This window comes from Shewanella sp. YQ_9, from assembly GCF_043103185.1.
In the GTDB taxonomy this organism is placed as follows: Bacteria; Pseudomonadota; Gammaproteobacteria; order Enterobacterales; family Shewanellaceae; genus Shewanella; species Shewanella algae.
Map to the genome: position 1 here is coordinate 20,960 of NZ_JBICJO010000017.1, position 25,576 is coordinate 46,535.

General features: G+C 49.7%; 41 protein-coding genes. 34 read left to right on the plus strand and 7 right to left on the minus strand.

Annotated features, from left to right (window positions below; all coding sequences use genetic code 11):
• Positions 1 to 61 precede the first annotated feature (61 nt).
• From tuf to rplQ, 29 genes are all read left to right on the plus strand, one after another.
• Positions 62 to 1,246 (plus strand): elongation factor Tu, encoded by a 1,185-nt coding sequence (gene tuf / locus ACF8D4_RS04930; protein ID WP_071239068.1) that lies wholly within the window; start codon positions 62 to 64, stop codon positions 1,244 to 1,246.
• A 360-nt stretch (positions 1,247 to 1,606) separates the two neighbouring features.
• Positions 1,607 to 1,918, plus strand: a complete 312-nt coding sequence (gene rpsJ / locus ACF8D4_RS04935) for a 30S ribosomal protein S10 (protein WP_011635639.1) — start codon at positions 1,607 to 1,609, stop codon at positions 1,916 to 1,918.
• Between the two features lie 27 nt (positions 1,919 to 1,945).
• Entirely contained in the window at positions 1,946 to 2,584 is a 639-nt protein-coding gene (gene rplC, locus ACF8D4_RS04940; RefSeq protein WP_025889970.1) for a 50S ribosomal protein L3, read from the plus strand.
• A 17-nt stretch (positions 2,585 to 2,601) separates the two neighbouring features.
• Positions 2,602 to 3,207, plus strand: coding sequence for a 50S ribosomal protein L4 (gene rplD / locus ACF8D4_RS04945; protein ID WP_025011959.1), 606 nt, complete (start codon positions 2,602 to 2,604; stop codon positions 3,205 to 3,207).
• On the plus strand, positions 3,204 to 3,506 hold the full coding sequence (rplW, locus tag ACF8D4_RS04950) for a 50S ribosomal protein L23 (protein ID WP_025011960.1): 303 nt from the start codon (positions 3,204 to 3,206) through the stop codon (positions 3,504 to 3,506). Before rplD ends, rplW begins: the two co-directional genes overlap by 4 nt.
• A gap of 11 nt (positions 3,507 to 3,517) precedes the next feature.
• Complete coding sequence (gene rplB, locus ACF8D4_RS04955) at positions 3,518 to 4,342, plus strand: 50S ribosomal protein L2 (RefSeq protein WP_025011961.1); 825 nt, start codon at positions 3,518 to 3,520, stop codon at positions 4,340 to 4,342.
• Positions 4,343 to 4,356: 14 nt separating this feature from the next.
• Positions 4,357 to 4,635, plus strand: coding sequence for a 30S ribosomal protein S19 (rpsS, locus tag ACF8D4_RS04960; RefSeq protein WP_025011962.1), 279 nt, complete (start codon positions 4,357 to 4,359; stop codon positions 4,633 to 4,635).
• Between the two features lie 15 nt (positions 4,636 to 4,650).
• Positions 4,651 to 4,983, plus strand: a complete 333-nt coding sequence (rplV, locus tag ACF8D4_RS04965) for a 50S ribosomal protein L22 (protein ID WP_025011963.1) — start codon at positions 4,651 to 4,653, stop codon at positions 4,981 to 4,983.
• Between the two features lie 9 nt (positions 4,984 to 4,992).
• Positions 4,993 to 5,682, plus strand: coding sequence for a 30S ribosomal protein S3 (gene rpsC, locus ACF8D4_RS04970; RefSeq protein WP_025011964.1), 690 nt, complete (start codon positions 4,993 to 4,995; stop codon positions 5,680 to 5,682).
• 11 nt (positions 5,683 to 5,693) lie between these two features.
• Positions 5,694 to 6,104, plus strand: a complete 411-nt coding sequence (gene rplP / locus ACF8D4_RS04975) for a 50S ribosomal protein L16 (protein WP_025011965.1) — start codon at positions 5,694 to 5,696, stop codon at positions 6,102 to 6,104.
• Positions 6,104 to 6,295, plus strand: a complete 192-nt coding sequence (gene rpmC, locus ACF8D4_RS04980) for a 50S ribosomal protein L29 (RefSeq protein WP_011758342.1) — start codon at positions 6,104 to 6,106, stop codon at positions 6,293 to 6,295. Before rplP ends, rpmC begins: the two co-directional genes overlap by 1 nt.
• The gene (gene rpsQ, locus ACF8D4_RS04985; protein WP_025011966.1) at positions 6,295 to 6,543 is read left to right on the plus strand and encodes a 30S ribosomal protein S17; all 249 of its coding nucleotides are present in this window, start codon (positions 6,295 to 6,297) and stop codon (positions 6,541 to 6,543) included. Before rpmC ends, rpsQ begins: the two co-directional genes overlap by 1 nt.
• A 180-nt stretch (positions 6,544 to 6,723) precedes the next feature.
• Complete coding sequence (rplN, locus tag ACF8D4_RS04990) at positions 6,724 to 7,092, plus strand: 50S ribosomal protein L14 (RefSeq protein ID WP_011494644.1); 369 nt, start codon at positions 6,724 to 6,726, stop codon at positions 7,090 to 7,092.
• 11 nt (positions 7,093 to 7,103) lie between these two features.
• The gene (gene rplX / locus ACF8D4_RS04995) at positions 7,104 to 7,418 is read left to right on the plus strand and encodes a 50S ribosomal protein L24 (RefSeq protein ID WP_025011967.1); all 315 of its coding nucleotides are present in this window, start codon (positions 7,104 to 7,106) and stop codon (positions 7,416 to 7,418) included.
• Between the two features lie 12 nt (positions 7,419 to 7,430).
• A complete protein-coding gene (gene rplE, locus ACF8D4_RS05000; protein ID WP_025011968.1) occupies positions 7,431 to 7,970 on the plus strand; it encodes a 50S ribosomal protein L5 in 540 nt (179 codons plus the stop codon).
• An 11-nt stretch (positions 7,971 to 7,981) separates the two neighbouring features.
• Positions 7,982 to 8,287, plus strand: coding sequence for a 30S ribosomal protein S14 (gene rpsN, locus ACF8D4_RS05005; RefSeq protein ID WP_025011969.1), 306 nt, complete (start codon positions 7,982 to 7,984; stop codon positions 8,285 to 8,287).
• Positions 8,288 to 8,311: 24 nt separating this feature from the next.
• Entirely contained in the window at positions 8,312 to 8,707 is a 396-nt protein-coding gene (gene rpsH, locus ACF8D4_RS05010) for a 30S ribosomal protein S8 (protein WP_025011970.1), read from the plus strand.
• 10 nt (positions 8,708 to 8,717) lie between these two features.
• The gene (rplF, locus tag ACF8D4_RS05015; RefSeq protein ID WP_025011971.1) at positions 8,718 to 9,251 is read left to right on the plus strand and encodes a 50S ribosomal protein L6; all 534 of its coding nucleotides are present in this window, start codon (positions 8,718 to 8,720) and stop codon (positions 9,249 to 9,251) included.
• A 10-nt stretch (positions 9,252 to 9,261) separates the two neighbouring features.
• Positions 9,262 to 9,612 carry a 50S ribosomal protein L18 gene (gene rplR, locus ACF8D4_RS05020; protein ID WP_025889969.1) on the plus strand — a complete coding sequence of 117 codons (351 nt, stop codon included), beginning with the start codon at positions 9,262 to 9,264 and terminating at the stop codon, positions 9,610 to 9,612.
• Positions 9,613 to 9,623: 11 nt separating this feature from the next.
• Positions 9,624 to 10,127, plus strand: a complete 504-nt coding sequence (rpsE, locus tag ACF8D4_RS05025) for a 30S ribosomal protein S5 (protein WP_025011973.1) — start codon at positions 9,624 to 9,626, stop codon at positions 10,125 to 10,127.
• Positions 10,128 to 10,133: 6 nt separating this feature from the next.
• Positions 10,134 to 10,316: a 50S ribosomal protein L30 gene (gene rpmD, locus ACF8D4_RS05030; protein WP_025011974.1), complete on the plus strand. Its 183-nt coding sequence runs from the start codon at positions 10,134 to 10,136 to the stop codon at positions 10,314 to 10,316.
• Positions 10,317 to 10,319: 3 nt separating this feature from the next.
• Positions 10,320 to 10,763: a 50S ribosomal protein L15 gene (rplO, locus tag ACF8D4_RS05035; protein ID WP_025011975.1), complete on the plus strand. Its 444-nt coding sequence runs from the start codon at positions 10,320 to 10,322 to the stop codon at positions 10,761 to 10,763.
• Positions 10,764 to 10,770: 7 nt separating this feature from the next.
• Entirely contained in the window at positions 10,771 to 12,111 is a 1,341-nt protein-coding gene (secY, locus tag ACF8D4_RS05040) for a preprotein translocase subunit SecY (RefSeq protein ID WP_025011976.1), read from the plus strand.
• Between the two features lie 22 nt (positions 12,112 to 12,133).
• The gene (gene rpmJ, locus ACF8D4_RS05045) at positions 12,134 to 12,247 is read left to right on the plus strand and encodes a 50S ribosomal protein L36 (RefSeq protein ID WP_006083579.1); all 114 of its coding nucleotides are present in this window, start codon (positions 12,134 to 12,136) and stop codon (positions 12,245 to 12,247) included.
• A 114-nt stretch (positions 12,248 to 12,361) separates the two neighbouring features.
• On the plus strand, positions 12,362 to 12,718 hold the full coding sequence (gene rpsM, locus ACF8D4_RS05050; RefSeq protein ID WP_025011977.1) for a 30S ribosomal protein S13: 357 nt from the start codon (positions 12,362 to 12,364) through the stop codon (positions 12,716 to 12,718).
• A gap of 14 nt (positions 12,719 to 12,732) precedes the next feature.
• Positions 12,733 to 13,125 carry a 30S ribosomal protein S11 gene (rpsK, locus tag ACF8D4_RS05055; protein ID WP_025011978.1) on the plus strand — a complete coding sequence of 131 codons (393 nt, stop codon included), beginning with the start codon at positions 12,733 to 12,735 and terminating at the stop codon, positions 13,123 to 13,125.
• Positions 13,126 to 13,159: 34 nt separating this feature from the next.
• A complete protein-coding gene (rpsD, locus tag ACF8D4_RS05060; protein WP_025011979.1) occupies positions 13,160 to 13,780 on the plus strand; it encodes a 30S ribosomal protein S4 in 621 nt (206 codons plus the stop codon).
• Between the two features lie 24 nt (positions 13,781 to 13,804).
• A complete protein-coding gene (locus tag ACF8D4_RS05065; RefSeq protein WP_025011980.1) occupies positions 13,805 to 14,794 on the plus strand; it encodes a DNA-directed RNA polymerase subunit alpha in 990 nt (329 codons plus the stop codon).
• Between the two features lie 41 nt (positions 14,795 to 14,835).
• Positions 14,836 to 15,234, plus strand: a complete 399-nt coding sequence (gene rplQ, locus ACF8D4_RS05070; RefSeq protein WP_028781249.1) for a 50S ribosomal protein L17 — start codon at positions 14,836 to 14,838, stop codon at positions 15,232 to 15,234.
• Positions 15,235 to 15,298: 64 nt separating this feature from the next.
• On the opposite strand, the gene ACF8D4_RS05075 is transcribed toward rplQ, so the two are convergent.
• The 6 genes from ACF8D4_RS05075 to ccmA form a co-directional block, all read right to left on the minus strand.
• The gene (locus ACF8D4_RS05075; RefSeq protein WP_045284096.1) at positions 15,299 to 16,273 is read right to left on the minus strand and encodes an ABC transporter substrate-binding protein; all 975 of its coding nucleotides are present in this window, start codon (positions 16,271 to 16,273) and stop codon (positions 15,299 to 15,301) included.
• A gap of 103 nt (positions 16,274 to 16,376) precedes the next feature.
• A complete protein-coding gene (gene ccmE / locus ACF8D4_RS05080; protein WP_025889966.1) occupies positions 16,377 to 16,865 on the minus strand; it encodes a cytochrome c maturation protein CcmE in 489 nt (162 codons plus the stop codon).
• On the minus strand, positions 16,862 to 17,062 hold the full coding sequence (ccmD, locus tag ACF8D4_RS05085; protein ID WP_025011982.1) for a heme exporter protein CcmD: 201 nt from the start codon (positions 17,060 to 17,062) through the stop codon (positions 16,862 to 16,864). Before ccmD ends, ccmE begins: the two co-directional genes overlap by 4 nt.
• Complete coding sequence (locus ACF8D4_RS05090; protein ID WP_025011983.1) at positions 17,062 to 17,808, minus strand: heme ABC transporter permease; 747 nt, start codon at positions 17,806 to 17,808, stop codon at positions 17,062 to 17,064. The genes ccmD and ACF8D4_RS05090 overlap by 1 nt, the downstream gene beginning before the upstream one ends.
• Before the next feature lies 1 nt (position 17,809).
• The gene (gene ccmB, locus ACF8D4_RS05095) at positions 17,810 to 18,496 is read right to left on the minus strand and encodes a heme exporter protein CcmB (protein ID WP_025011984.1); all 687 of its coding nucleotides are present in this window, start codon (positions 18,494 to 18,496) and stop codon (positions 17,810 to 17,812) included.
• A gap of 12 nt (positions 18,497 to 18,508) precedes the next feature.
• Positions 18,509 to 19,156: a cytochrome c biogenesis heme-transporting ATPase CcmA gene (ccmA, locus tag ACF8D4_RS05100; protein ID WP_028781247.1), complete on the minus strand. Its 648-nt coding sequence runs from the start codon at positions 19,154 to 19,156 to the stop codon at positions 18,509 to 18,511.
• A gap of 323 nt (positions 19,157 to 19,479) precedes the next feature.
• Here ccmA and ACF8D4_RS05105 point away from each other — a divergent pair, with 323 nt between their 5' ends.
• Positions 19,480 to 19,773 (plus strand): cytochrome c5 family protein, encoded by a 294-nt coding sequence (locus ACF8D4_RS05105; protein WP_025011985.1) that lies wholly within the window; start codon positions 19,480 to 19,482, stop codon positions 19,771 to 19,773.
• 60 nt (positions 19,774 to 19,833) lie between these two features.
• Here ACF8D4_RS05105 and ccmI read toward each other — a convergent pair whose 3' ends face one another.
• Positions 19,834 to 21,087, minus strand: a complete 1,254-nt coding sequence (gene ccmI / locus ACF8D4_RS05110) for a c-type cytochrome biogenesis protein CcmI (RefSeq protein WP_025011986.1) — start codon at positions 21,085 to 21,087, stop codon at positions 19,834 to 19,836.
• Positions 21,088 to 21,541: 454 nt separating this feature from the next.
• Between ccmI and ACF8D4_RS05115 the strand changes: the two genes are divergently transcribed.
• Genes ACF8D4_RS05115 through ACF8D4_RS05130 form a run of 4 tightly spaced genes read left to right on the plus strand, consistent with a single transcriptional unit; the run spans position 21,542 to position 25,149 of the window.
• On the plus strand, positions 21,542 to 23,518 hold the full coding sequence (locus ACF8D4_RS05115; RefSeq protein WP_025011987.1) for a heme lyase CcmF/NrfE family subunit: 1,977 nt from the start codon (positions 21,542 to 21,544) through the stop codon (positions 23,516 to 23,518).
• Positions 23,519 to 23,534: 16 nt separating this feature from the next.
• On the plus strand, positions 23,535 to 24,089 hold the full coding sequence (locus tag ACF8D4_RS05120) for a DsbE family thiol:disulfide interchange protein (RefSeq protein WP_025011988.1): 555 nt from the start codon (positions 23,535 to 23,537) through the stop codon (positions 24,087 to 24,089).
• The gene (gene nrfF, locus ACF8D4_RS05125) at positions 24,086 to 24,565 is read left to right on the plus strand and encodes a heme lyase NrfEFG subunit NrfF (protein WP_025889965.1); all 480 of its coding nucleotides are present in this window, start codon (positions 24,086 to 24,088) and stop codon (positions 24,563 to 24,565) included. Before ACF8D4_RS05120 ends, nrfF begins: the two co-directional genes overlap by 4 nt.
• Complete coding sequence (locus ACF8D4_RS05130) at positions 24,565 to 25,149, plus strand: TlpA disulfide reductase family protein (protein ID WP_107006356.1); 585 nt, start codon at positions 24,565 to 24,567, stop codon at positions 25,147 to 25,149. The genes nrfF and ACF8D4_RS05130 overlap by 1 nt, the downstream gene beginning before the upstream one ends.
• Positions 25,150 to 25,576: the final 427 nt, after the last annotated feature.

The following is a 25,576-nucleotide window of genomic DNA, read 5'->3' on the forward strand; positions in this document are numbered from 1 at the left end:
TGTTATTTTGATTGATGGTGTCCGGCAGCGCCGGACTCTTCTGAAAAGAAAGGAATATATCGTGTCTAAAGCTAAATTTGAACGTTCCAAGCCCCACGTTAACGTGGGCACCATTGGTCACGTTGACCATGGTAAAACCACTCTGACTGCTGCTATCTCAACTGTACTGTCTAAGACTTACGGTGGTGAGGCGCGTGACTTCGCAGCGATCGATAACGCTCCAGAAGAGCGTGAGCGCGGTATTACCATCAATACCTCTCACATCGAGTATGACACTCCAACTCGTCACTACGCCCACGTAGACTGCCCAGGTCACGCTGACTATGTTAAAAACATGATCACCGGTGCTGCCCAGATGGACGGCGCAATCCTGGTAGTAGCTTCTACTGACGGCCCAATGCCACAGACTCGTGAGCACATCCTGCTGTCTCGTCAGGTAGGTGTACCTTTCATCATCGTATTCATGAACAAGTGTGACATGGTAGACGATGAAGAGCTGTTGGAACTGGTAGAGATGGAAGTTCGTGAACTGCTGTCTGAGTACGATTTCCCAGGTGATGACCTGCCAGTAATTCAGGGTTCAGCTCTGAAAGCTCTGGAAGGCGACGCTCAGTGGGAAGCCAAGATCATCGAACTGGCCGAAGCACTGGATACCTACATCCCTGAGCCAGAGCGTGATATCGATAAGCCATTCCTGCTGCCTATCGAAGACGTATTCTCAATCTCTGGTCGCGGTACTGTAGTAACAGGTCGTGTAGAGCGCGGTATCATCAAAGTTGGTGACGAAGTAGAAATCGTGGGTATCCACGACACTACCAAGACTACCTGTACTGGTGTAGAAATGTTCCGTAAGCTGCTGGACGAAGGTCGTGCCGGTGAGAACTGCGGTATCCTGCTGCGTGGTACCAAGCGTGATGAAGTAGAGCGTGGTCAAGTACTGGCTAAGCCTGGTTCAATCACTCCACACACCAAGTTCGAATCAGAAGTGTACGTGCTGTCTAAAGAAGAAGGTGGTCGTCACACTCCATTCTTCAAAGGCTACCGTCCACAGTTCTACTTCCGTACAACTGACGTGACCGGTACTATCGAACTGCCAGAAGGCGTAGAGATGGTAATGCCAGGTGACAACATCAAGATGACAGTAACTCTGATCTGCCCAATCGCGATGGATGAAGGTCTGCGCTTCGCCATCCGTGAAGGTGGCCGTACAGTTGGTGCTGGTGTTGTAGCCAAGATCATCGCTTAATTGCTGATCTAAGCTATCGTAAAAAGGCGACCCCAGGGTCGCCTTTTTATTGGCCGTTTGTCAGTCGTTCAAAAACGGTTGGCAATGAGTGCTAAAGTCAGTATAATCTGCGCCACTTTTTGACAGCGTTAATGCTGTTGATAATTCCGACAGTAGGCTTGTAATCCGTAACTGGATGAGTATAATAGCCTCCTCGCTTAACTTGAGTAAGCGACAAAGTTGATTTAGCCCTAGGGGCTAAACACAAATACAGCGACTCCGATTGGGAGTCGAACGGTTAAATCATCTCGCTCTGTCTTTCCAAGAAAGGAAATGGCTAGAGGGTGATTTTTTATGTGTCCATTTTAGGAGCTCTGGTCAATGCAGAACCAAAGAATCCGTATCCGCTTGAAAGGATTTGATCATCGTTTGATTGATCAGTCTACTGCGGAAATCGTTGAAACTGCTAAGCGTACTGGCGCCCAGGTACGTGGTCCTATCCCACTGCCTACGCGCAAAGAGCGTTATACCGTTTTGATCTCTCCGCACGTTAATAAAGATGCTCGTGACCAATACGAAATCCGTACTCACAAGCGTTTGGTTGACATCGTAGAGCCAACTGAGAAGACAGTCGACGCGCTGATGCGTCTGGATCTTGCGGCTGGTGTCGACGTACAGATTAGCTTGGGTTAATTGAGATCCTTAGAAGAGGTTTGAGAGATGGCTATCGGTCTTATTGGTCGTAAAGTGGGTATGACCCGCATCTTCACCGAAGATGGCGTGTCTATCCCTGTTACTGTAATTGAAGTAAATGCAAACCGCGTTACTCAGGTGAAAACTCTGGAAAACGACGGCTACCGTGCACTTCAAGTTACTACTGGTGCCAAAAAAGCCAACCGCATCACTAAACCAGAAGCAGGTCACTTTGCCAAAGCGGGCGTTGACGCCGGCCGTGGTTTGTGGGAAATGCGTCTGGCAGACGGTGAAGGCGAAGGCATTGAAGTTGGTGCTGAGCTGAACGTAGATATCTTCGCTGACGTAGCGAAAGTAGATGTTACCGGTCAATCAAAAGGTAAAGGTTTCCAAGGTGGCGTTAAGCGCTGGAACTTCCGTACCCAGGATATGACTCACGGTAACTCATTGGCGCACCGTGCTAACGGTTCTATCGGTCAGAACCAGACGCCAGGTCGCGTATTCAAAGGCAAAAAAATGTCAGGCCACATGGGTGCTGAGCGTGTTACCACTCAAAATCTGGACGTAGTACGTGTAGATGCTGAGCGTAACCTGCTGCTGGTTAAAGGTGCTGTTCCAGGCGCTACCAATGGCGACCTGATCATCAAGCCTGCCGTTAAAGCCTAAGGTCTGAGGAGATAGTAATGGAATTGGTATTGAAAGACGCGCAAAGCGCTCTTGAAGTTTCCGAAACTACCTTCGGCCGTGACTTTAATGAAGCACTGGTTCATCAGGTAGTTGTAGCTTACGCTGCAAACGCGCGTCAGGGCACTCGTGCTCAGAAAACTCGCGCTGAAGTGACTGGCTCTGGCAAAAAGCCATGGCGCCAAAAAGGTACTGGCCGCGCTCGTGCGGGTGGTGTCAAGGGCCCAATCTGGCGTGGCGGTGGCGTAACTTTCGCTGCTAAAACCCAGGATCACAGCCAGAAAGTCAACAAGAAAATGTACCGCGGCGCTCTGAAGAGCATTCTGTCCGAGCTGGTACGTCAAGAACGTCTGATCGTTGTTGAAAAGTTTGCTGTTGAAGCTCCTAAAACTAAAGAGCTGAAGGCCAAGCTGAAAGACATGGGTCTGGAAGACGTATTGATTGTGACTTCCGAAGTTGACGAGAACCTGTTCTTGGCAGCTCGCAACCTGTACAAGGTTGATGTTCGTGATGTTGCTGGTATCGACCCAGTAAGCCTGATCGCGTTCGACAAAGTGCTGGTAACTGCTGATGCTGTTAAGCAAATCGAGGAGATGCTGGCATGATCCGCGAAGAACGTTTACTGAAAGTTATTCTGGCGCCTCACATCTCTGAAAAGAGCACTGTGGTTGCTGAGAAGAACAACACTGTAGTTTTCCGTGTAGCTATCGACGCCACTAAAGCAGAGATCAAAGCTGCAGTTGAAAAACTGTTTGAAGTTGAAGTTGATTCAGTTCGCACTCTGGTGAACAAAGGCAAAACCAAGCGTCACGGTGCCCGTGCTGGTCGTCGCAGCGATTGGAAAAAAGCCTATGTTACTCTGGCTGAGGGTGCTGACATCGATTTCGTCGGCGCTGAAGCGTAAGGAGATTACTCATGGCAGTTATTAAGTGTAAGCCAACCTCTCCAGGTCGTCGCCACGTCGTTAAAGTGGTGAACACTGACCTGCACAAGGGTAAACCTTTTGCTGGCCTGTTGGCGAAAAAATCTAAGAGTGGCGGCCGTAACAACACTGGTCGTATCACTGTTCGTCACGTTGGTGGTGGTCATAAGCAACACTACCGTCTTATTGACTTCAAACGTGATAAAGATGGTATCCCAGCGAAGATTGAGCGTCTGGAATACGATCCAAACCGTACTGCGCACATCGCGCTGGTACTGTACGCAGACGGTGAGCGTCGCTATATCCTGGCAGCCAAAGGCATGCAGGCTGGTGACAAAATCGTTTCTGGCGTAGAAGCTGAAATCAAGACAGGTAACGCCCTGCCACTGCGTAACATCCCAGTTGGTAGCGTAGTTCACGCTGTTGAAATGAAACCTGGCAAAGGTGCTCAAATTGCACGTTCTGCCGGTGCTTATGTACAAGTTGTAGCTCGTGATGGCGCTTATGCCACTCTGCGTCTTCGCTCTGGCGAAATGCGCAAAGTGCCAGTTGATTGCCGCGCGACTCTGGGTGAAGTTGGTAACGCCGAGCACATGCTGCGTCAGCTGGGTAAAGCTGGTGCCAAGCGCTGGAGAGGCGTACGCCCAACAGTTCGTGGTGTTGCAATGAACCCAGTAGACCACCCACATGGTGGTGGTGAAGGCCGTACTTCTGGTGGTCGTCACCCAGTGACTCCATGGGGTGTGCCAACTAAGGGTTACAAGACCCGTAGTAACAAGCGCACTGACAAGTACATCGTACGTCGTCGTAATAAATAGTAAGAGGATTCGCCATGCCACGTTCTCTCAAGAAAGGTCCATTCATTGACCTGCACTTGCTGAAGAAGGTAGAGAAAGCGGTGGAAGCAGGTGACAAGAAGCCTATTAAGACTTGGTCACGTCGCTCTATGATCATTCCAAACATGATTGGTTTGACCATCGCTGTCCATAATGGTCGTCAGCACGTTCCTGTGTTCGTAACTGACGAAATGATCGGCCACAAACTTGGTGAATTCTCACCAACTCGCACTTATCGCGGCCATGCTGCTGATAAGAAAGCGAAGAAGCGCTAATACGGGAGGAGTAAGATGGAAGTTTTAGCTAAACATCGTTTTGCCCGTACGTCGCCTCAAAAGGCTCGTTTGGTAGCTGATCAGATCCGCGGTCTGCCTGTTTCTAAGGCCCTCGAGATCCTGACCTTCAGCCCCAAGAAAGCCGCCGTACTGGTCAAAAAAGTACTGGATTCAGCCATTGCCAATGCTGAGCACAATCAAGGTGCCGACATTGATGAACTGAAAGTTGGAAAAGTCTTCGTTGATGAAGGCCCAACCATGAAGCGCATCATGCCACGTGCTAAAGGCCGCGCCGACCGTATCATGAAGCGTACCAGCCACATTACTGTGGTTGTATCAGATCGCTAGGAGAGAGCAATGGGACAGAAAGTACATCCTAATGGTATCCGTCTGGGTATCACTAAGCCTTGGATCTCTACCTGGTACGCTGATAAAGCAGACTACGCTGCTAATCTGCACGGCGACTGGGAAGTGCGTAAGTTTCTCGAAGAGAAGCTGAAAGCCGCATCAGTATCTAAGATCGTTATCGAACGCCCAGCGAAAAGCATCCGCGTTACCATTCACACTGCCCGTCCAGGTGTTGTGATCGGTAAGAAAGGTGAAGACGTTGAGGTTCTGCGTGCTGAAGTTGCCAAAATTACTGGCACTCCTGCGCAAATTAACATCGCTGAGATCCGCAAGCCTGAGTTGGACGCCAAACTGGTTGCCGATTCAATCGCTCAACAGCTGGAACGTCGTGTTATGTTCCGTCGCGCTATGAAGCGTGCGGTACAGAACGCTATGCGTCTGGGCGCTAAAGGTATCAAAGTTGAAGTTAGTGGCCGTTTAGGCGGCGCTGAGATTGCGCGCACCGAGTGGTATCGCGAAGGCCGTGTGCCTCTGCATACACTGCGTGCTGACATCGACTATTCAACCTCTGAAAGTCACACTCAATACGGTGTGATCGGCATTAAAGTTTGGGTCTTCAAAGGTGAAGTTCTGGACGGTATCATGCCTCAGATCGAAGAGCCGAAGCAGCAACCTAAGCGCAAGCCTCGTGGTAAATAGGAGAGCCGGCAATGCTGCAACCTAAACGTATGAAGTTTCGCAAAATGTTCAAAGGCCGCAACCGCGGTCTGGCGAACGGTACTGAAGTTAGCTTCGGTACATTTGGTCTGAAAGCAGTTGGCCGCGGCCGTTTGACTGCACGTCAGATCGAATCTGCCCGTCGTGCAATGACACGTCACGTTAAGCGTCAAGGAAAAATCTGGATCCGGGTTTTCCCTGACAAGCCAATTACCTCTAAGCCTCTTGAAGTGCGTATGGGTAAAGGTAAAGGTAACGTTGAATACTGGGTATGTCAGATTCAACCAGGTAAGGTACTCTATGAAATGAATGGCGTTTCAGAAGAGCTGGCCCGCGAAGCTTTCGCACTGGCCGCTGCTAAACTGCCTATCAAGACTACCTTCGTAACTAAGACGGTGATGTAATGAAAGCGAGCGAACTGAGAGAAAAGAGCGTTGAGGAATTGAACGCTGAACTGCTTGGTCTGCTGCGTGAGCAGTTTAACCTGCGTATGCAACACGCCACTGGTCAGCTGGCACAAACTCACCAGCTGAAACAAGTGCGCCGTAACATTGCGCGCGTTAAGACCATTATTACTTCTAAGGCAGGTGCATAATGTCTGAGAAAATCCGTACTTTGCAGGGTAAAGTCATCAGCGACAAGATGGACAAGTCCATCACTGTAGCTGTTGAGCGTCAAGTTAAGCACCCAATCTACGGTAAGTACATCAAACGTACTACTAAGATCCATGCACATGACGAACAAAACCAGTGTAAAGAAGGTGATTTCGTGTCTATTCGCGAATGTCGCCCTCTGTCCAAGACCAAGTCATGGACCCTGGTTGAAGTAGTAAGCAAGGCCTAATTTTTAATTAGGTTAACTGGTAAACGGCTCCTTTTCGGGGCCGTTTGTTTTTTAATACTATCCATCCTCTATTTATGGTGTTATACTTGCGCGCCATTTTTGACCGATTTGAACGGCAAAAGTGGTGTTTATTTAGCCCCATGGTGGGGATTGTGTAGTAACGATAGCGGAGCACTTAAAATGATCCAAATGCAATCGACTCTCGATGTCGCATGTAACAGCGGCGCGCGCAGAGTTCAGTGTATTAAGGTCTTGGGTGGCTCTCATCGTCGTTATGCCGGTATCGGCGACATCATCAAGGTTTCTGTTAAAGAAGCCATTCCTCGCGCTAAAGCGAAGAAAGGTGATGTGTATAACGCGGTGGTAGTCCGTACTAAGAAAGGCGTACGTCGTCCAGACGGTTCTGTCATTCGCTTCGATCGGAATGCAGCGGTATTGCTTAACGCAAACCTTGCCCCGATTGGTACTCGTATCTTTGGACCTGTGACACGTGAACTGCGTACTGAGCAATTCATGAAAATTGTGTCGCTGGCACCAGAAGTACTGTAAGGAGCTTCAAAATGGCAGCAAAAATCCGTCGTGAAGACGAAGTAATTGTACTGGCCGGTAAGGATAAGGGTAAGCGCGGTAAGGTTACTCGTGTACTTACTACCGGTAAGTTAATTGTTGAAGGCATCAATCTCGTTAAGAAGCACCAGAAGCCTAACCCACAACTGGGTGTGACTGGTGGTATCGTTGAGAAAGAAGCACCGATTCAAGCATCTAATGTTGCGATCTTTAACCCTGTCACTGGCAAGGCGGATCGTGTTGGTTTCCGATTCGAAGACGGTAAGAAAGTCCGTTTCTTCAAATCGAACAGTGAACTCGTTAAGTAACTGGAGTAAACGATGGCGAAACTGCATGATAGATACAAAGAGACTGTTGTTGCTGAACTGACTAAAAAGTTCGGTTATACCAGTGTCATGCAAGTCCCTCGGATTGAGAAAATCACCCTGAACATGGGTGTTGGCGAAGCCGTAGCTGACAAGAAAATCATGGAAAATGCTGTCCGTGATATGACTGCTATTGCCGGCCAAAAACCAGTTGTGACTGTAGCTCGTAAGTCAGTTGCTGGTTTTAAAATCCGTGAAGGCTACCCTATTGGCTGTAAAGTGACCCTGCGCGGTGAGCGTATGTGGGAATTCTTTGAGCGTTTAGTTGACATCGCAATCCCTCGTATCCGTGACTTCCGTGGTCTGAGCGCTAAGTCGTTCGACGGCCGTGGTAACTACGCGATGGGCGTGCGCGAGCAGATCATCTTCCCAGAAATCGACTACGATAAAGTCGATAAGATTCGTGGTATGGATATTGTTATCACTACCTCTGCGAATACTGACGAAGAAGGTCGCGCTTTGCTTGATGCTTTCAACTTCCCATTCAAGAAATAAGGGGTAGCGAAATGGCAAAACTGTCAATGAAGGCACGTGAAGCAAAACGTGCAAAGCTCGTGGCCAAGTATGCTGAAAAGCGTGCAGCTCTTAAGGCTATCATCAGCAGCCCTGAGTCTTCTGACGAAGCTCGTTGGGATGCGGTTCTTAAGCTGCAAGCTCTACCACGTGATTCAAGCGCATCGCGTCAACGCAATCGCTGTAATCAAACTGGCCGCCCTCATGGTTTCCTGCGCAAATTCGGCCTGAGCCGTATCAAGCTGCGTGAAGCAACCATGCGTGGTGAAGTTCCTGGTCTGCGTAAGGCCAGCTGGTAAGCACTTGTCACGGAGTAAGCTAATATGAGCATGCAAGATCCTATTGCGGATATGTTGACCCGTATTCGTAACGGCCAAGCTGCTAACAAAGTATCTGTGAAGATGCCTTCTGCCAAACTGAAAGTTGCTATCGCAAAGCTGCTGAAAGATGAAGGTTACATCACTGACTACGCCGTAGCAGAAGAAGGCGCTAAGCCTGAACTGGAAATCACTCTGAAGTATTTCCAGGGCCAACCTGTTGTTGAGACTATCCAGCGCGTAAGCCGTCCTGGTCTTCGTATTTACAAAGGTAAAGACGAGCTGCCAAAGGTTATGGGCGGACTGGGTGTCGCAATTGTGTCCACTTCTAAAGGCCTGATGACTGATCGTGCCGCCCGCCTTGCAGGCATGGGTGGTGAGGTTATCTGCTACGTAGCGTAAGGAGCTAGGAATGTCTCGTGTAGCAAAAGCACCAGTATCTATTCCAGCCGGCGTAGAGGTGACTTTAAACGACCAAACTATTACCGTTAAAGGCGGTAAAGGTAGTCTGACTCGAGTAATCAACAGCGCAGTTAACGTTGTTGTTGAAGGTGCAGAAATCAAGTTCTCTCCTGTCGAAGGCGTTGCTAACGCTTGGGCACAGGCTGGTACTGCTCGTGCACTGATCAACAACATGGTTGTTGGTGTTTCTCAGGGTTTCGAAAAGAAGCTGAAGCTGGTTGGTGTGGGTTACCGTGCCAAAGTTAGCGGCAGCGCTCTTGACCTGACCTTAGGTTTCTCTCACCCTCTGGTTCATCAATTGCCAGCAGGCGTTACAGCTGAATGCCCAAGCCAAACAGACATCGTACTGAAAAGTATCGATAAAGAGCTGGTTGGTCAGGTTGCGGCTGAAATTCGTGGCTATCGTCCACCAGAGCCTTATAAGGGCAAGGGTGTTCGCTATGATGACGAACAAGTACGCCGTAAAGAGGCTAAGAAGAAGTAGGTAACGCGATATGGATAAGAAAACATCTCGCTTGCGCCGCGCGACTCGCGCTCGCAAGAAGATCCAAGAGCTGGGCGTCAACCGTCTGGTTGTACATCGTACACCGCGTCACATTTACGCTCAGGTAATCAACCCTGAAGCTCAGGTGTTGGCTGTTGCCTCTACTGCCGAGAAAGCAGTAAAGGAACAACTGAAGTACACCGGTAACGTAGATGCGGCCAAAGCAGTAGGTAAAGCTATTGCTGAGCGCGCGATCGAAAAAGGCGTAACTGTTGTTGCTTTCGATCGTTCTGGGTTCAAGTATCACGGTCGTGTTGCTGCTCTTGCAGAAGCCGCTCGTGAAGCTGGCCTCCAGTTCTAAGGGGTAAAACAATGGCTAAATTAGAAGCTCAGCAAAAAGACGATCTGCAAGAAAAGCTGATTGCAGTTAATCGTGTTTCTAAAGTAGTTAAAGGTGGTCGTATCTTTAGCTTCACCGCTCTGACTGTAGTGGGTGATGGTAACGGTAAGATCGGCTACGGCTATGGTAAAGCGCGTGAAGTTCCAGCTGCTATTCAAAAAGCAATGGAAAAAGCCCGTCGCAACATGGTTACTGTAAACCTGAACGAAGGCACTCTGCACCATCCAGTGAAGGGTCGCCACTCTGGTTCACGCGTTTACATGCAACCTGCTTCAGAGGGTACCGGTATTATCGCCGGTGGCGCAATGCGTGCCGTATTGGAAGTAGCAGGCGTTCACAACGTTCTGTCGAAAGCATACGGTTCTACTAACCCGATCAACATCGTTCGTGCAACTGTTGACGCTCTGGTACACATGAAGTCACCAGCGCAGATTGCAGCCAAGCGTGGCCTGAATGTTGATGAAATTCGGGGGTAATGCACCATGGCTACTAAAACTATCAAAGTAACCCAGACCAAAAGTGCTATCGGCCGTCTGCCTAAGCACAAGGCCACTCTGACTGGTCTTGGTCTGCGTCGTATTGGTCACACCGTTGAGCTGGAAGATACTCCTGCTGTTCGCGGTATGATCAATAAGGTCTACTACATGGTAAAGGTGGAGGACTAATCAATGCGTCTGAATACTTTATCTCCAGCAGCAGGCGCTAAGTCTGCACCTAAGCGTGTAGGCCGTGGTATTGGTTCTGGCTTGGGTAAGACCGCTGGTCGCGGTCACAAGGGTCAAAAATCTCGTAGCGGTGGCGGTGTACGCCCTGGCTTCGAGGGTGGTCAAATGCCACTTAAGATCCGTCTGCCTAAGTTCGGCTTTACCTCGCGTATCGCTATGGTAACTGCTGAAGTTCGCTTGAGCGAACTGGCAAAAGTTACTGGTGACGTTATCGACCTGAACGCACTGAAAGATGCGAACGTAATAACTCGCAACATCCAGTTTGCGAAAATCGTTCTTTCAGGTACCATTGAGCGCCCAGTGACCGTAAAAGGTCTGAAGGTAACCAAAGGTGCACGCGCAGTTATCGAAGCTGCCGGCGGTAAGATCGAGAATATCGAGGAATAATAGGTCGATGGCAAAACCAGGACTTGATTTAAAAAGCGCGAAAGGTGGACTTTCTGAGTTGAAAGCTCGCCTCCTGTTCGTGATTGGCGCAATTATCGTGTTTCGTGCCGGTTCATTTGTGCCAATTCCTGGTATTGACGCTGCTGTATTGGCAGAGCTCTTTGCTCAGCAAAAGAGCACCATCCTGGGCATGTTCAATATGTTCTCGGGTGGTGCCCTTGAGCGCGCCTCTATTTTTGCATTGGGGATCATGCCGTATATTTCGGCCTCGATCATCATGCAGTTGCTGACTGTTGTGCATCCCGCACTCGCTGAACTGAAGAAGGAAGGTGAGTCAGGACGCAAGAAAATCAGCCAGTATACAAGATGGGGTACGCTGGTGTTGGGTACATTCCAGTCGATCGGTATTGCAACAGGATTGCCAAATCTGGTGAACGGCCTGGTGGTCGATCCTGGTTTTGAGTTCTATTTTGTTGCAGTCGTCAGTTTAGTCACCGGAACCATGTTCCTGATGTGGCTTGGCGAGCAAATTACCGAGCGTGGTATAGGTAACGGTATTTCGATCCTGATTTTCGCAGGTATCGTAGCCGGTCTGCCTTCTGCTATCGGTCAAACGGCCGAGCAAGCGCGTCAAGGCGACTTGAACGTACTGGTATTGTTGTTGATTGCGGTGATTGTGTTTGCCGTAACCTATTTCGTGGTATTTGTGGAGCGTGGTCAGCGTCGTATCGTCGTTAACTATGCCAAGCGTCAGCAAGGCCGTAAGGTGTTTGCCGCGCAGTCAACCCACCTGCCGCTGAAGGTTAATATGGCCGGCGTAATCCCGCCAATTTTTGCGTCCAGCATTATTCTGTTCCCAGGCACACTGGCTCAGTGGTTTGGTAAGAATCCGTCTATGGAATGGCTGTCTGAGGTTTCTCTCGCAGTTTCTCCTGGACAGCCGCTGTACTCTCTGTTGTATGCAGCAGCAATTATTTTCTTCTGTTTCTTCTATACCGCGTTGGTATTTAATCCACGCGAGACAGCAGATAACCTGAAGAAGAGTGGTGCGTTTATTCCCGGGATCCGTCCCGGCGAACAGACTTCGCGTTACATTGATAAAGTGATGACCCGTTTGACTCTGGCAGGCGCGTTGTATATTACCTTTATCTGTTTAATTCCGGAGTTCATGTTAATCGCATGGAAAGTACAGTTCTATTTTGGCGGTACTTCACTACTGATTATGGTAGTTGTGATCATGGACTTCATGGCTCAGGTTCAGACCCATATGATGTCTCATCAATATGAGTCTGTGATGAAGAAAGCTAATCTGGTGAACAAAGCGAATCTCGATCGCTTTGGTCGATAAGATAGCTTTACGGAGTGATGAAATGAAAGTTCGAGCTTCCGTGAAGAAGATCTGCCGTAACTGCAAGATCGTCAAGCGTAGTGGCGTTGTACGCGTTATCTGTGTTGAACCAAAACACAAACAGCGTCAAGGCTGAAAAATCTTGGCCAGCTCTTAACTGGGCTGGCCAAAAATATTGTTTGCAAACTAGTCATCTGTCGAGTATCCTTTCGGGCTTTTCACAGATGGCCTTTAACTTAAGGAGTGCATAGTGGCCCGTATCGCTGGCATTAACATTCCTGATCAAAAGCACACAGTCATTGCACTGACTGCTATCTACGGTATCGGTCGTACTCGCGCTAAAGCTATCTGCGCGGCTACAGCCATTGCCGAAGACGCTAAGATCAAGGAATTGAGCGAAGCTCAAATCGATACTCTACGCGAAGAAGTTGCCAAATACTCAGTAGAAGGTGACTTACGCCGTGAGGTTTCAATGAACATCAAGCGTCTTATGGACCTTGGTTGTTATCGTGGCCTCCGCCATCGCCGTAGCCTGCCTCTCCGTGGGCAACGTACTAAGACCAATGCGCGTACTCGCAAAGGTCCACGTAAACCAATCAAGAAGTAACGGGAAGGTAGACAATGGCTAAAGTTCCGTCACGTTCTCCGCGTAAGCGCGTACGTAAACAGGTTGCTGATGGCATGGCTCATATCCATGCGTCTTTCAACAATACAATTGTTACTATCACAGATCGTCAAGGTAACGCTCTGTCATGGGCGACTGCAGGTGGTTCAGGTTTCCGTGGTTCACGTAAATCTACTCCATTTGCTGCGCAGGTGGCAGCTGAGCGCGCAGGCACTGCCGCTCAGGATTATGGTGTTAAAAACCTTGAAGTTTTCGTGAAGGGTCCAGGTCCAGGTCGTGAGTCAGCCATTCGTGCGCTGAACGCTGTTGGTTACAAAATTACCAACATCACTGATGTGACGCCGATCCCTCATAACGGTTGTCGTCCTCCTAAAAAACGCCGCGTGTAATTGGCAGTTTCGTTAGGATAGTTGGAGAAAGATCATGGCAAGATACTTGGGTCCCAAGCTCAAGCTCAGCCGCCGGGAAGGTACTGACCTTTTCCTGAAAAGCGGTGTGAGAGCAATCGATTCGAAGTGTAAGCTGGAAGCAGCACCTGGACAGCATGGCGCTCGTAAGCCACGTCTGTCTGATTATGGCTTGCAGTTACGCGAGAAACAAAAAGTTCGTCGTATTTACGGTGTGCTGGAAAAGCAATTCCGTAACTACTACAAAGAGGCTGCACGTCTGAAAGGCAACACAGGTGAAAACCTGCTGCAACTTTTGGAAACCCGTCTGGATAACGTAGTTTATCGTATGGGCTTTGGTGCGACTCGTGCAGAAGCACGTCAGCTGGTTAGCCATAAGTCAATTATGGTCAACGGTCGTGTTGTTAACATTCCGTCATTCAAAGTGTCTGCGAATGATGTTGTAAGCATTCGCGAGAAGTCACAGAAGCAAGCCCGTATCAAGGCTGCTCTGGAAGTGGCTGCTCAACGCGAGAAGCCTACATGGGTTGAAGTCGACAGCGCAAAAATGGAAGGTGCTTTCAAGCGTCTGCCAGAACGTAGCGATTTGTCTGCGGAAATTAACGAACAGCTGATCGTCGAGCTTTACTCTAAGTAAGGCTAACAAACAAGAGAGGACACAATGCAGGGTTCTGTTACAGAATTTCTTAAACCGCGTCTCGTTGATATCGAGCAGGTTAACCCAACTCGTGCCAAGGTGACTCTGGAGCCACTCGAGCGTGGTTTCGGTCATACTTTGGGTAACGCGTTGCGTCGCATCCTATTGTCGTCTATGCCCGGCTGCGCGGTTACCGAAGTCGAGATCGACGGCGTACTGCATGAATACAGCAGTAAGGAAGGCGTACAAGAAGATATCCTTGAAATATTGCTGAACCTGAAAGGGCTGGCAGTCATTATCGAGGGTAAAGACGAGGCTATGCTCACTCTGAGCAAGTCCGGCGCAGGCCCTGTTACCGCAGCCGACATCACCCACGACGGCGATGTCACAATCGTGAACCCGGATCATGTTATCTGTCATCTGACTGGTAACAATGACATCAGCATGCGTATCCGTGTTGAGCGTGGTCGTGGTTATGTACCGGCTTCTGCCCGTGCACAAACCGAAGACGATGATCGCCCAATCGGTCGTTTGCTGGTTGATGCTTCATTCTCACCTGTTGCTCGCATTGCCTACAATGTAGAAGCAGCTCGTGTGGAACAGCGTACTGACTTGGACAAGCTGATCATCGATATGACCACTAACGGTACTATCGATCCTGAAGAAGCTATCCGTCGTTCTGCGACTATCCTGGCTGAACAGCTGGATGCCTTCGTTGAATTGCGTGATGTGACCGAGCCAGAGCAGAAGGAAGAGAAACCGGAGTTCGATCCGATTCTGTTGCGTCCTGTCGACGATTTAGAGCTAACTGTACGTTCGGCTAACTGTTTGAAAGCCGAAGCGATTCATTACATCGGAGATCTGGTACAACGCACTGAAGTTGAGCTGCTCAAAACACCTAACCTGGGTAAGAAATCTCTTACCGAGATCAAGGATGTGTTGGCATCTCGCGGACTGTCGCTAGGTATGCGTCTGGAAAACTGGCCACCGGCTAGTTTGGCAGACGACCTGTAAGTCCCAGGTTTTGTACAGATTTAGGTTATAAGGATTAGGTCATGCGCCATCGTAAGAGTGGTCGTCAACTTAACCGCAACAGCAGTCACCGCCAAGCCATGTTCCGTAACATGGCAAGTTCACTGGTTCGTCATGAAATCATCAAGACAACCGTAGTGAAGGCCAAAGAACTGCGTCGCGTAGTTGAGCCTCTGATAACACTTGCTAAAAGTGACAGCGTAGCAAACCGTCGTCTGGCGTTTGCTCGTACTCGCGACCAAGAAGTCGTAGGTAAACTGTTTAACGAACTGGGTCCACGCTATCAGGAACGTCCTGGTGGTTACACCCGTATCCTGAAGTGCGGTCTGCGTGCCGGTGATAAAGCCCCTATGGCTTACATCGAGCTGGTTGGTCGCCCAGAAGCTGCTGAAGCTGTAGAAGTTGAAGCTGCTGCTGAGTAATCTCAGGTAAGTTCTGAAAAAGCCCCGCTAACCGCGGGGCTTTTTATTTGTTCGTCGCCGAAGGTCAATCCACGAGTTCGGCCTGCTCCCTGACCCTTTCCGGCAAACTCAGTTGCCATCGCTTTAAACCACTCTCACTGAATAGATAAGCACCACTGGTATCCATCTTGGGGAATATCTCTGCCGGCATTTTGCCCGCCAGGATCTGTTTCGCTATGGTACCCGCTATGCGTCCATGTTTGTTGCCATCCAGAATATAGCCCCCAATATTGCCCTCAGGGCCGACACTGAAATGCCAAAAACCAAAATGAGGCACAGTGGCGTTGTCGTGGGTCCAACGCGCTACCTGCAGCTCATCTACCGTTTGTTGCTTATCGTCTTGCAGCGTTTGATACAGGGCCACAAACACGGCGTCATAGCCACGTTCTCTGGCACTCGAAACAGACGACTGCCAACTGCTGAACTTCTGATGTTGTTCTATATCGATTTGGTTGTTGCCTATCATCAAATTTTGGTTGAGCTTTTTGATGGAGGCTACCGCTGTATCCGAGGTATAGCCTGAGTCAAACAGTAACAAAAACTTGTGTGGTGGTTGAGTTGGCAGCATGGCCTGTGCCATCAAGAGGGAACGTTTGAACAGGGGGCGCTCCAGCACACCGGTAATGTTACCTGTATGCTTTATTCCGTAGTCACGAGGATTGCCGTTGATCCCTAGATAAACCACAGGAGTCTGGGTTTGGCTGAAGCGCTCATGTAGCAGCATCAAGGCATTGTCATCGGCGAGAAATACCAAATCGGGTTTAAGTTCCAGGTATCTTTGCCAAGCACTATCGGCCTGGATTTTAAATTGCGCTTTGGGTAGTCGCTTGGTATCGAGAGCGAAGGTGTGAAATTGGTGCTTATCACCGAGGATAGCTCTTATGCCGGCTTTATAACTTTGATCCCAGGGATATTCAGCATGGTAGGACTCAATCAGCAAGAGATTGGCGGCACCGGTTGGCAGTGAAAGCAGTAACCCCAGAAAAACCAATGCGCGCATGCTAAGTCCTTGTATCCAGTCTATAGAATTTTAGCGTGGCAGAAATTTCAGACTCTGCAAGTAATAAAAAAGCCTCCGAAGAGGCTTTTTTATCTATGGGCATTTACTTGGCGCCGCCGACCTGTTGCGTGTTGTACTCAAGCTTTTCATGGGTCTGGCCCATGGCTTCGGCAACTTCAGGTGGCATATAGTTTTCATCATGCTTGGCCAGCACTTCAGAGGCTTCTAACTTACCACCTTCAATCAATACGCCCTGAGCGACGATACCCTGGCCTTCACGGAAGAGGTCAGGCAAGAGGTCATCATAAGTCACAATGATTTCGCCGCCGGCGGCATCATGTACGGCAAACTCAACATGCAGGCTTTCAGGGTCACGCACCATAGAGCCTACAGTAACCATGCCGCCCACGCGGATCCGCTGGCCCACTTCCGGCTTGATGCCAGTATCCTTTTTACCATTGACTATCTCGGTGGGAGTATAGAAGAGGTTAAGGTTGGAGTTGAGGGCATATAACAGCAAGGAAGCCACGGCAGCAACACCTGCAATCAAGGCTACAGCCAATACCAGTCTCTTTTTGCGTCTTGGGTTCACGATCTGTTACTCCGGTTTTGAGCGAGGCGTTCCTCACGTTGCACTTTGGATGCTATTTCCTGCAGTACCCGACGCTTCTTCATCGAACTGACCAGGATAAGCAGGCTAAGGGACACGAAAGTGACACCGTAGGCCAACCACACATAGAAGGCATAGCCGCCCATGTTGAAAAACTCTGCTAAAGATTGAAACTGCATTATTTGACTCCTTCGGCCTTGGCCAGTTCCCTAACCCAAGGGCGCATTCCGTTACGGGCCAGAATTTCGGCACGGAAACGCACTAGAGTGATGGCACCTATCATCAAACCAAACCCAAATATGTTGATCAATAAAGGGTAGAGCATGTCGGTAGACATGGTCGACTTTTCGGTGATTCGGATAGTGGATGGCTGGTGCAGTGAGTTCCACCATTCAACCGAATACTTAATGATAGGGATATTGATCACTCCAACTATGGCCAGAATGCCGGCGGCTCTGGCGGCCAGAACCTTGTCTTCGAATGAGGCATAAAGAGAGATAACCCCTAGATACAGGAACAACAGCACAAGTTCAGAGGTCAGGCGTGCATCCCAAACCCACCAAGTGCCCCACATGGGTTTACCCCAGGTGGCACCAGTGAACAGAGCGATAAAGGTGACCACGGCACCAATTGGTGCGATAGAAGCGGCGGCCCAATCGGCCAGCTTGATCTGCCACACCAGGCCTATGAAGGCTGCGGTTGCCATACCCATGTAAGCAGCCATCGACATGGATGCCGCTGGTACGTGGATAAAGATAATACGGTAGCTGTCACCTTGTTGGTAATCTGTGGGAGCAAATGCCAAACCCCACACGGTTCCGGTTGCGATAAGTGCCAGGGCAAGCAGTGCAAACCAAGGCAGTAGTTTTCCTGACAGTTGATACGCCCTTTGAGGGTCGGCGTAGGGATGTAACCATTTCCACATTTCAGTTAGTACTCACTCGCAATGAGGCACCAATAGCAAAAGGTGCCAAGACTAAAGAACCGACCAGCATGGCGCCTAGAATCGCCAGCTGACCATCATAGGGTTGTTTGGATGCTGCAAAGTCGATCGCGCCGGTCGCAAAGATCAACACTGGTATATACAGTGGCAAAATCAGCAAGCTAAGCAGCACGCCGCCTTTGCGTAAGCCCACTGTAAGAGCAACACCTATGGCGCCAAGCAGACTCAATACAGGTGTCCCCAGCATCAAGGTGGCTATCAAGGCGCCGTAACTGTTGTCGTCCAGATGCAGCAGCACAGCCAACAGCGGTGCAATTATAATTAAAGGTACGCCAGTCAGTAACCAGTGAGCAAACACTTTGGCCAGTACCAACAGCGCCAGTGGCTGCGGGCTAAGCAACATCTGCTCCAGACTTCCGTCACTGAAGTCTGCCTTGAACAGCCGCTCCAGTGACAACATGGCTGCCAGCAAGGCCGCAACCCAGATAATCCCGGGAGCAATCCGGGTCAACACCTGTGGCTCAGGACCTATACCCAGCGGAAACAGGGTAACCACTATGATAAAAAACAGCAGTGGGTTAAAAATATCACCACGATGACGCACGGCAATCTGTAGATCCCGTTTCAGCAGGGTGAAAAATGCCTTGGTAAAACTAATGCCTCTGTTCATCTCTGCTAAGCCTTATACGAAGCGATAATCCAAGCGGATTTTCCGCAACCTTTCATCTGTAATGATGCCCATATCCTGGTGGGTCGTCAGAATGACGCAACCACCGGCATCGGCATGGCGAATATAGAGTTGCTCCAATTCAGCGACCCCTTTCTTGTCGATCGCGGTAAAGGGCTCATCCAGAATCCAGATTTTACAGGCGGTATGCCAGAGCCTGGCGAGTGCGGTTCGTCTGTGTTGGCCAGCAGAAAGGTGGCCTGCAAGCGCTTCTTCAAACCCGGTCAGGTTGACTTTGGCAAGGATTTCCCGTGCATCAAAGTCATCATACCCACTGATTCTTAAATTGAAGTTAAGGTTTTCCTCGGCGGTGAGTTCACTTTTCACGCCGGCGAGATGGCCCAGATAAAGCAGGTTTTCATTGAACTCATCGCGGCAACGAGTGATAGCTTCTCCCTGAAACAGGACTTCCCCCCCGTATGGGCGCGACAGACCTGCGAGGATCCGCAGCAGGCTGGTTTTACCGGCGCCGTTGGGACCTTCAATTTGGACTATATCGCCAGGGTTGATATCGAAGCTGAGTTCATCGAACAGTATCCGCTCTTCACGAATACAAGTGAGGCTGCTTGCCGACAGCAGTGATGTAGGTTTTGGTTCTGCCACTGAGCCCTCTATAACAAGCGGTAAGGAAACACAAGAGATACTAACACATGCTCTGGCTGGGGTTTACCACTGCATCGCACTAAGTTTCAGCAATTTGATATGCTTCCAATAAAAGTGAATTTTTGGGAACTTTTTAATCTGTTACTAATATATTAATGAATTCGCGACCTTTGTCCTTATTTACAGGACAAGCTGCGATTTTAATCACAAAAAGATGAGATTTGTTGAAGTTTGTTGTACTCTTAGCGAGCTAAAATGAGTCTGCCTACTTTAACCAAGGGCAGCGTTGAGCTTTGTAAGTATTTGCATTAGGAACATTGAACATGAAAAAACTGTTAGCAATGACCGCAGTAGCTGCATTGACTATGTCTGCGAACGTGTCAGCCCAAGAAGGTGAGGCCGTTTTCAATAAAGCCTGCCAAGTCTGCCATAGCATGGGTGTTGCCGGTGCACCTAAAGCACACGATGCTGCTGCTTGGGAGCCTCGCCTGGCCAAAGGTATCGACACCCTGCTTAACAGCGTTAAGTCTGGTTTGAACGCTATGCCTCCTGGTGGCATGTGCACAGATTGTACTGATGAAGATTACAAGAACGCTATCGAGTTCATGTCCAAGTAATCAGGTATCATCATAAAAAAACCGGCATCAGCCGGTTTTTTTATGTCTGTTTACCAAGGATTACTGGACTTCGGTATCCAGCACCAGTTCGCCGCTGGCACCAACTTTAATGCTGGCCAGCTTACCTTGCAGATCGCCAGGCTGAGGCTTAACGCTGCCATGCTTGGACAATACCGCAATCACTTCAACGTCGGTTGCATCACTGAGTTTGACGTTGCCGCCCATGTTGGTAGAGTCATCCAGAGTCACAGTCACAGGTAATGACTTGGCACTCACCTTGGTGGCCGCCAGTGGAACTTTGGGGCCTTCCGTCGCTCTGGCAAAGATGAACAGCATATCAGTATTGCTGACCTTGGCTGCCAGTTCAGGAGCGATAGAAACATTCAGTGTCACTGTCTTGGCTGTGGCTGCCTTCAGGCCTTTATGGGCTTCGTCATTCGGCATGGTGGCACCACCTTCTGCCTGCATACGCATCTTGGCGCTGTCAATGGCATTGATCAGTGCGGCACGATCCACGTCGGCTCTATCGCTGTCGAGAATAGTCTGCCAAGCGCCGATGGCCTTGTTGTAGTCTGCGGTAAAGAAAGCATCCATACCAACCAGCAGTAAAGTGGAAGGGTCTTGTGGATCCAGCTTCAGTGCCTGATCGATCAGCGACTGAACCACAGGGATCATCTGCTGGCCAGCCTTATAGTAGAGGGCGGTGGCTTTAGGACCCAGCAGCTCGGCATGTACACCCACAAGTTCGATCACTTTATCGAAGGCCGCGACTGCCTGATCATATTGTCCGGCAGAGATATAGGCGTGACCCAGGCTGAACCAAGCCTGGCTGTTTTCAGGCTCCTGTTGCACAGCTGACTCCATCATCTGCACTCGCTGCATCATGATCTGCTCAGTGCTCATACCGGCATGGGGATTCTCTGGTTGAGGCGAATCGATATTTTGATAGGCACCCAACTGCTGATAGGAGTAGCCGGCAACAACCAGTAATACAACCGACATCAGACTTGGCCAGAGTAGCCCTTTAGGCTTAGCCTGAGAGTCGAGTGATTCGTCGGCTCCTTGTTTGATGTCCTGCAGTAAGCTGACTTCCAGTTCTTTTTTCAGGGATTCAAATTCGTCTTGATCCAGCAGTTCTTCCTGGTGTTCCTTCTCCAGAATGGCTAGACGTTCATTAAACAGTTCCAGGTTGGTCTGTTTGCGGACACCGGACTCTTCAGCCTTGAGCAGCTTCTGTTGCCGGAAGTGAGGAAGCCAGATCAGCCCCAGGCTGACTAACACAACAATCGCAATAAAAATCCAAAAAGTGGTCATTATGTTTATTTCACGTTGGTTTGTGACAAAGCGGGGTTACCGCACGGCCTGACTGCAAGATTATACGGAAAGATGATTCATTGAACAGTAATATAAGCCCCCCATCTGGGTTAATGGTCATAGTTGGGCACTGGTTCACAGTTCCAAATTTCAGCAAAAAATTCAATGAAACTTCTCTAGTTAACGCCTGTCACAGCCTTGAGTCTTGCCGCCTTTTCCCTACCGATATTGGCCTCTCGGAGAATGAGAGCCGCGACCCATAATTGGTGGAAAGTGGCAGACAGGAACAAAAGCAAATACTAAAATGAGCAAAAATTCGTAATATATACCTGTTAACCGTTACGGCTTTTAAGCCGTGATTAAGTTAATAAGGTAATGGTGTGTGCCCCGTAGTTGTGCGTCTGCCCAGAATAAGAAGCTTGGCAGACATTGACCTGGAAACTGAGGAAAACCCATGATCCCAGAACTTGGACATTTCTCATTGATCATAGGGATGGCGTTCGCTGTACTGCTGATGACCGTCCCCCTGATCGGTGTTGCCCGCAAAGACCAATACTTAGTGCGCTATGCCTGGCCTCTGAGTTACGGTATGTTTTTATTCATCTTTTTATCGGTAATCGCGCTGGGTTACAGCTTCGCAACCGATGACTTCTCAGTCGCCTATGTGGCCCATCATTCCAATTCTCAATTGCCTATCTTCTTTAAGATTGCAGCAGTTTGGGGTGGTCATGAAGGTTCGCTGTTGTTCTGGGTCTTCTCACTTTCTGTATGGGCTGCAGCTGTAGCCTTCTTCAGTAAGGGGTTGGAAGAGGTGTTCACCGCTCGGGTATTGGCCGTGTTGGCGATGATCACCATAGGCTTTACCCTGTTCATGCTACTCACTTCCAGTCCATTCGAACGTTTATTCCCGATCCCGGCGGAAGGGCGCGACCTTAATCCCATGCTGCAGGATGTGGGTCTGATCTTCCACCCGCCTATGCTGTATCTGGGTTATGTGGGTTTCTCTGTCAGCTTTGCTTTCGCCATCGCCGCACTGATGAGCGGTCGACTCGATTCTGCCTGGGCTCGTTGGAGCCGCCCTTGGACTCTGGCCGCCTGGATTTTCCTAACAGGTGGTATCGCACTGGGCTCCTGGTGGGCATATTACGAGCTCGGCTGGGGTGGTTGGTGGTTCTGGGATCCGGTTGAAAACGCATCCTTTATGCCATGGCTGGTCGGTACAGCGCTGGTTCACTCCTTGATAGTGACAGAGAAACGCGGTGCCTTCCGTAACTGGACAGTACTCTTGTCTATCTTTGCCTTCTCCCTGAGCTTATTGGGTACCTTTATCGTTCGTTCTGGTGTGCTGACCTCAGTGCACTCCTTTGCGGCAGACCCAAGCCGGGGTATGTTCATTCTACTGCTGCTTGGCTTGGCCATAGGCGGTTCGCTGACACTGTTTGCTTTCCGTGCCAGTGAAATGAGCAGCCCTGCCCGTTTCGAGCTGAAATCCAAAGAAACCATGCTGCTGGTCTGTAACGTATTGCTGACCGTAGCGGCAGGTACCGTATTGCTTGGTACCCTTTACCCGCTGCTGATCGATGCTTTGGGCATGGGTAAGATTTCCGTTGGCCCACCATACTTCAATGCAGTATTTGTTCCCATCGTGCTGGTACTGTTCGGCTTTATGGGGATTGGCCCCATCATTCGCTGGAAAAAATCCAAGCAGGGTGAGCTCAAGCGCCAGCTGTTGTTGCCTGCGATCATTTCAGCTGTACTGGGCGTGATAGCGCCATTTATTGCCGGTGGTGAGTTCAACATCTGGGTTGCACTGGGTATAGGTGCGGCTGTCTGGATTGTGCTGGCGACTCTGCGTGCCGGTTACAACGTGATTAAAGCGAAAGACGGCAGTGTCAGTTTGGCGCGTATGGGCCGCAGTGAACTGGGGATGATCATCGCCCACCTGGGTATTGCTGTCTCTGTAGTGGGGGCCACCATGGTGTCCAACTACTCTATTGAGAAGAGTGTGCGCATGGGCCCAGGCGTCAGCCATGAGTTGGCCGGTTACACCTTTAAGTATCTGGAAACCCGTAACGTTGTTGGCCCTAACTACACGGCACAGCAAGGGCAGGTTGAAATACTGAAAGATGGCGAAAAGATTGCTCTGTTGCAGCCGGATCGTCGTCAATACAATGTTCGCACCATGGATATGACAGAGGCCGGTATCGACTGGGGGCTGTTCCGGGATCTCTATGTCACTATGGGCGACCCTGTAAGCCGTACTGAGTTTGCAGTGCGACTGAACTACAAACCTTTTGTTCGTTGGTTGTGGTTTGGCGGTATCTTTATGATGGTTGGTGGTTTCTTTGCGGCTTCAGATAAGCGCTATCGTGCCAAGGCCCGCGCTGAAGAAGCGGCTGCAGCCAAGAAAGCCAAACTGGCAACAGCCTGAAACAGGTAAGAAGAAGATGAAGAAGCTAATACTTTTTATTCCACTGATATTGTTTCTTTTGATGGGGATCTTCCTTTACAAGGGACTGTTCTTGAATCCGCAGCAGTTGGATTCTGCGTTGGAAGGTAAGCCTGTGCCTGCCTTCCAGCTGGAGAAACTGGAAACGCCGGGAGAGATGATCACCAACGAAGATCTTAAAGGTAAGGTATCTATGCTGAACGTATGGGCGACTTGGTGCCCATCCTGTAAGTATGAACATCCCTACCTGATGCAGTTGGCTCGACAAAACTTGGTGCCCATCTATGGCATCAACTACCGTGACGAGCGGGCGCTGGCGGTAAGAGAACTCTCTCGCCAAGGCGACCCCTACACGTTGAATATCTATGACAAGGACGGTCGTCTCGGTCTGGATCTCGGGGTATATGGTGCGCCGGAGAGTTTCATCGTGGATCACAACGGTGTCATTCGTTATCGCTATGCCGGGCCGGTAGATATGCGGGTTTGGAAAGAAACCTTGTATCCCATGATCCAACAGTTGCAGGCCGAGGCCGCTAAGGATAAAGCGTCATGAGAAAGTTGTTGCTGAAAACCTTTGCTGTTGCGGCGCTCCTGCTCGGTTATGCCGCTCAGGTGGCGGCAACGCCGGTGGATACCTTCGAGTTCAGTTCTCCTGATAAGCAGAAGCGGGCATTGTCGCTGGCTCATGAGCTGCGTTGCCCCCAGTGTCAGAATCAAAACCTGATCGATTCCAACTCACCGGTTGCCCGCGATCTGCGTCTTGAAGTGTACAAGATGGTGGAAGAGGGCAAGGCTGATGATGAAATCGTCCAGTTCATGACCAGTCGCTACGGCGAATTCGTTCTCTATAAGCCAAGGCTTGAGACCAAGACCTACGTCCTTTGGCTGGGCCCTGTGGCGTTGCTGTTGTTCGGTGGTTTGATTGGCTTTATTTTCATCCGCAAACAGCGTACTACCGGTGGTAAAGCGCTCGAACTGTCTGCCGAAGAACAACGCCAGTTGGATGAGCTATTGAAGCGAGACAAGTAATGAGCAAACTCAGATACTCATTACTCTTGCTGGCGTCCCTGTCTCTGGGGGCGCAGGCTTATCCCGGTATGCAGCCGAAGGATCACAATCAGATCCAATCCAGTGTCGACAAAATCAATGTGCTACCCCACAGCTTCCCTCTGGAAGTGGTTCCCTTCCAGGATAAGACCGGTAGCCAATTGGATTTCAGCCAACACAAGGGAAAAGTGGTGTTGGTCAACATCTGGGCTACTTGGTGTCCTCCTTGTGTCAGGGAGTTGCCTGCTCTGGAACGGCTTGAAGGGCAGTTCAGTGATAAAGAGTTTGTCCTGCTGCCGATTTCCATCGATCAGGGCGGCCAGGAGCAAGTTGCCAGTTTTCTACAATCCCTGGGGATGGCAAATTTCCGCAGTTACTACGACCCACAAATGCAGTTGGGGCAGATATTCCCACTCGATACTATCCCGGCGACCTTTATTCTTAATGGTAAAGGGGAGCTGATTGCCTTTGTCCGTAGTTTCGTCGACTGGGGTGACCCAAAGGCGATAGCCTTACTCAAAGGTTTTATTGAACAGGAAAATGCACCCAAGTCGGCCGCAAACTGAGTAAATTAGGGCGTAAAATAGCCATAATTGCAGAAAAAGATCGTTTTTGCCTAAAAGATCGGCAAGCGATCTTTTTTCTTATAAAAAGCCCTTGCACAAAAGTTTTGGCTCCCTATAATGCGCTCCCACTGACACGGCACAGCGGCAACGCAAAAGACGTGACAGGGTCGAAGAAAAACGGCTCTCGAGTCCTTTCAACGACAGGCGAAAAAAGATGGTAATTACCTCTTGACGCCGCAGCAGGAAAGCGTAGAATACGCAGCCCTGACCCGATGGCCACAGCGCCTAAGGGATTGCTCTTTAACAAGATAAACAAGCAAATCTGTGTGGACACTCACAGGCATTGAGAAATCGACAAAACGATTTAACTCGATGAAGAGTGTTCATACGAACAGAATTCATTGAGTCGATTCTTCGGAATCAACCA